The sequence below is a fragment of the Nonomuraea sp. NPDC004702 genome (genome assembly GCF_053601695.1).
This window is the reverse complement of the sequence record NZ_JBSGCE010000175.1, coordinates 1-3,472: the sequence shown is the minus strand read 5'-3', so window position 1 is coordinate 3,472 and position 3,472 is coordinate 1. Positions and strand designations below refer to the sequence as shown.

Genomic DNA, 3,472 nt, shown 5'->3' with positions numbered 1-3,472 from the left:
CCTCGCGGGGAGAAGGTCGTCCATGAGCGAGATGGCTTCCTCAAAGGAGGCGTTGACGGCCTCGGCTCGTCGCTGGAGCCGTTCCCCGGGATCTTCTGCAGCCTCCTGTTGCCGTCTGCGGCTGATTCGATAGCCGCGAATAGCCAGGAGTAGCCCCAGAGTGGAGGCAAAGATCCCGGACGTGGTCAATAGCCACCTGAGGCCAGGGTCCGTGATGGCATCCGCCGCGAAGGGGAACGCGAACGAGACGAAGATGACGAGCGCGATGGAACCCATCACGCCCAACTCCGAGAACTTGGGTCGCTGCGACATACCCTCATTGTCGCGATATAGCAGGTGCCGCTGGGAAAGGTTTCATGATCGCCAACTGCCGACCGACGTCGGCAGCAACCCCACATGGCTCCTGGCTATGTGTGGCGGCGCTCCCTCTCGTCCAAGCAAGGGGGCGTCGCGCACCAGACCTCTGAACTCGTAAATCCCAACCCTCTGATCCGTAGGAAGCGGCCCGCCGCTCACCCGTGGCCTCCGGCCCGTGCTGAAACAGCGGATGTGGGTCGATGACATGTGATCGCGTGAGGCGGCGTTGCTGTACAGCACTCCTCCGCGAACCGCGGGCATTCGCGCGGGTGGGCGAGCACCGGCCGTGGTCCCTGATGGACGGCGATTTCTCTACACGAAGACGATCGTGGGCGATCCAGCCCCGACATGCCTCCTACCATGCCCAAATTCCTCTAGGAGTGAACCCAGATGGCGTTCCCTTACGTACGTCTTGGCGTCTGCGCCTCTCACCGCCGGGAATGACCATGCCGTTACGCTATGCACCCCCTACCTGGGAAATCAGGCCGTGGAACCATGGGTGCGTTCTCTCGTGCGCCGGAGGCTTAGCATGACGACCGCACCTCGCCCCGTCCTTCAGCCTTCTCCTGAGCGCCCGCCGGCGAACTATCCCGCCCGCGCAGACGCTACACCGGCACCGTCGTCGCTGACCCCGCCGGCGATCGCGCAGCCACCCGACTGGAAATCTTCGGGAATCGACCCGAAAGTTATGTACGACTTCGAACGCGACCTCGGTCAAGCCGAGAACCCTATCGCTCGGGGCGAACCCCACATCCGCTGGACCCAGGCGGTGACGGGCGCTGGGCGACCCGGCTTTATGCGACCTCTCGACGAGGCCCTCTACACCGGCGCCTCCGGAAAAGCGGACGTTTATGCCGCCCCAGCGCACTAAGGTGATCTAAGTGAAATATTTCGGGCGATTGGGGTTTCTTAGACGCCATCTCTGGCATTCCGAGCTTTTCGGGGAGAAGTCACCGAAGGTCAGAAACAAACGTGGAGCCCTCGGTAGAAGAGGTCTTTCCACAAGAGAATCAGCCGTTCGGAAGGCTCCGCGTGATTGCTCATCGTGCCACGCTCGACGTCTCCCACGCACTCCTTCGATATGTCGCGCGGCTCCCGCATGACGAACGCCGGCCGCGGGGTACCCCGCACGGCGGCCGAGCCTTGAGCCCGTTCCGGCAGGCGGTCATGGTGGTGCGCTGGTTCCGCGGCGAGCGTGACATCCCCAAGCTCGGCCGCGACCATCGCGTCTCCCGGGCCACCGCCTACCGCTACATCCACGAAGGCATCGAAGTCCTCGTGGCTCAAGCACCAGATCCGCACCAAGCCCTCGACCGCGCCCACGCCGAGGGACTGGCGTACGTGATCCTCGACGGCACCCTCATCGGCATCGATCGTTGCGCCGAGCAGACGATCAGCGTCAAGGGCGAATCCATCGACGCCTGGTACTCCGGCGAGGCCCACCAGCACGCCGGCAACCTCCAAGCACTCTCGGCACCAGGCGGTCCGCCGCTGTGGATCGTCGAGGTCGAACCCGGCTCCGTCCACGACCTGACCGTCGCCCGCACACGGGTACTGGACGCGCTGTACGCCGCGGCCGCACGTGGCCTGCCCACCCTCGCCGACAGCGGCTACGACGGCGCCGGAATCGGCATTCGCACACCGATCAAGCAGCCGGAAGGCAACCACGTACTCAGCCCGGACAACCGCACCCACAACCGCCTTCTACGCGCCCCGCGCTGCCTCGGCGAACGCGGCTTCGCCCTGCTCAAAGGCCGCTGGCGGACCCTCCAGCACATCACCCTAGCCCCAGCCGAATCGGCGACATCGCCCGCGCGGCACTTGTCCTCACCCATTTCGAGCACGACTACCTACTCGCGATTCCTCGAGATCACCTCAATGAAGGTCCGTTTCGCGACCGTGGTAGCGCTGGGCGCGCTGGCTCTGTTGGCGGGCTGCACGCAGCACGAAGAGACGCCAGTGGACAGGACGCCGCTTCCGTCGGTCGCCGCCCCTCCCTATGTCTGCGACTACATTCCGCTTCAACCAGTACGCCTGGTCACCGGCGTCCGTGATCTAATCACCGACGGGTCTTTCGACCTGGAGGGTGACAAGGACCTGGGCGTCGGCGGCTGCTTCGCCTACCAGGCGACCGGTGACAAGGCGAAGGTCCTGAACGTGACCTTGTCCCCCGGCGGGTCGAAAATGGAGGCGGAATACCGCATTCGCGACGGGGCCAAGCGTCTTCCCGACCTCGTCCCAGGCGCCGTCGGTTATCTCGTGCAGGACGGCAGCGCCTACAACACCCATGCCGCCGCCGTGCTGGTACGCGAGCCGACGCGTCTGATTGTGGAACTCGTCCGGGGGGTTAAGGGACGGGACAACGCCGCGGACGTGGTGGCCCTGACCAAGCTGATCGCGCCCAAGCTGATCAGCGAGGCAGCCGCTCCCTCCCCTTCCTCCAAGGAGTGAACCGATGCCCACCATGGTGCAGAATCCACTGCACGAGGCGCTCCAACAGGTCATCCCCACCATCAGCCGATCATCGGGCAGATGGATACCGATGTCGACCGTCCCTGCCGCATGTTTCGCTCCGGCAAGGTGCGGACCGGCCCCGGAGAAGCAGTTCGACGTCCAACTCACGCAGTTCAGCACCCAGGCGCGGAGCGCAGGACAAGCAGATTGACGAGTTGCGGCAGGCGCTGGCTGGCAGGCTGAGCGAGGTGACTGAGGAGGAAGCCACCGCAGTTAGACGGAGGTACGGACTCTCCTTAGTCCCGCAGGCCTCGGTTCACCGCATCGCGCGCTGGCTGGTGCGATCCGAGAGGCTGTCCCGCGCGTCAAACGAGCACGCTCTGACGGTACTCCGCCCAGGCTCTTGCGTCGTGCGCCTTCCGCCGGCACCGATCCATGACTTTAATCATGGTTGCTCGATGGCAAGACCCGACGAAGGAGGGGCTTGGCGGCGATTTCCCCCGCCTGGGCTTGATCCGGTTTGGCGGACATCCGAGATCAGGGGCTCGTCCCGGAAGGAATCTCAATGACCATGTCAAGCGGCGACGGCTGTGACCTGCCGCGGTGGGACTGGGGAGAAGACCCGGTTGTCGCGCAGCAGAGCCCACAGCACGTCGACCAG

2 protein-coding genes and 1 pseudogene are annotated in these 3,472 nt (G+C 64.8%); 2 read left to right on the top strand and 1 reads right to left on the bottom strand.

Going from position 1 to position 3,472, the window contains the following annotated elements; translation table 11 throughout:
• On the bottom strand, positions 1 to 312 hold a 312-nt coding region (locus ACWEJ6_RS54485), incomplete at its 3' end, for a hypothetical protein (RefSeq protein WP_452433633.1).
• A gap of 1,077 nt (positions 313 to 1,389) precedes the next feature.
• Between ACWEJ6_RS54485 and ACWEJ6_RS54480 the strand changes: the two are divergent.
• Positions 1,390 to 2,198 (top strand): annotated as a pseudogene (locus ACWEJ6_RS54480) (transposase family protein); the annotation flags it as partial.
• A gap of 118 nt (positions 2,199 to 2,316) precedes the next feature.
• On the top strand, positions 2,317 to 2,808 hold the full coding sequence (locus tag ACWEJ6_RS54475) for a hypothetical protein (RefSeq protein ID WP_452433631.1): 492 nt from the start codon (positions 2,317 to 2,319) through the stop codon (positions 2,806 to 2,808).
• Positions 2,809 to 3,472: the final 664 nt, after the last annotated feature.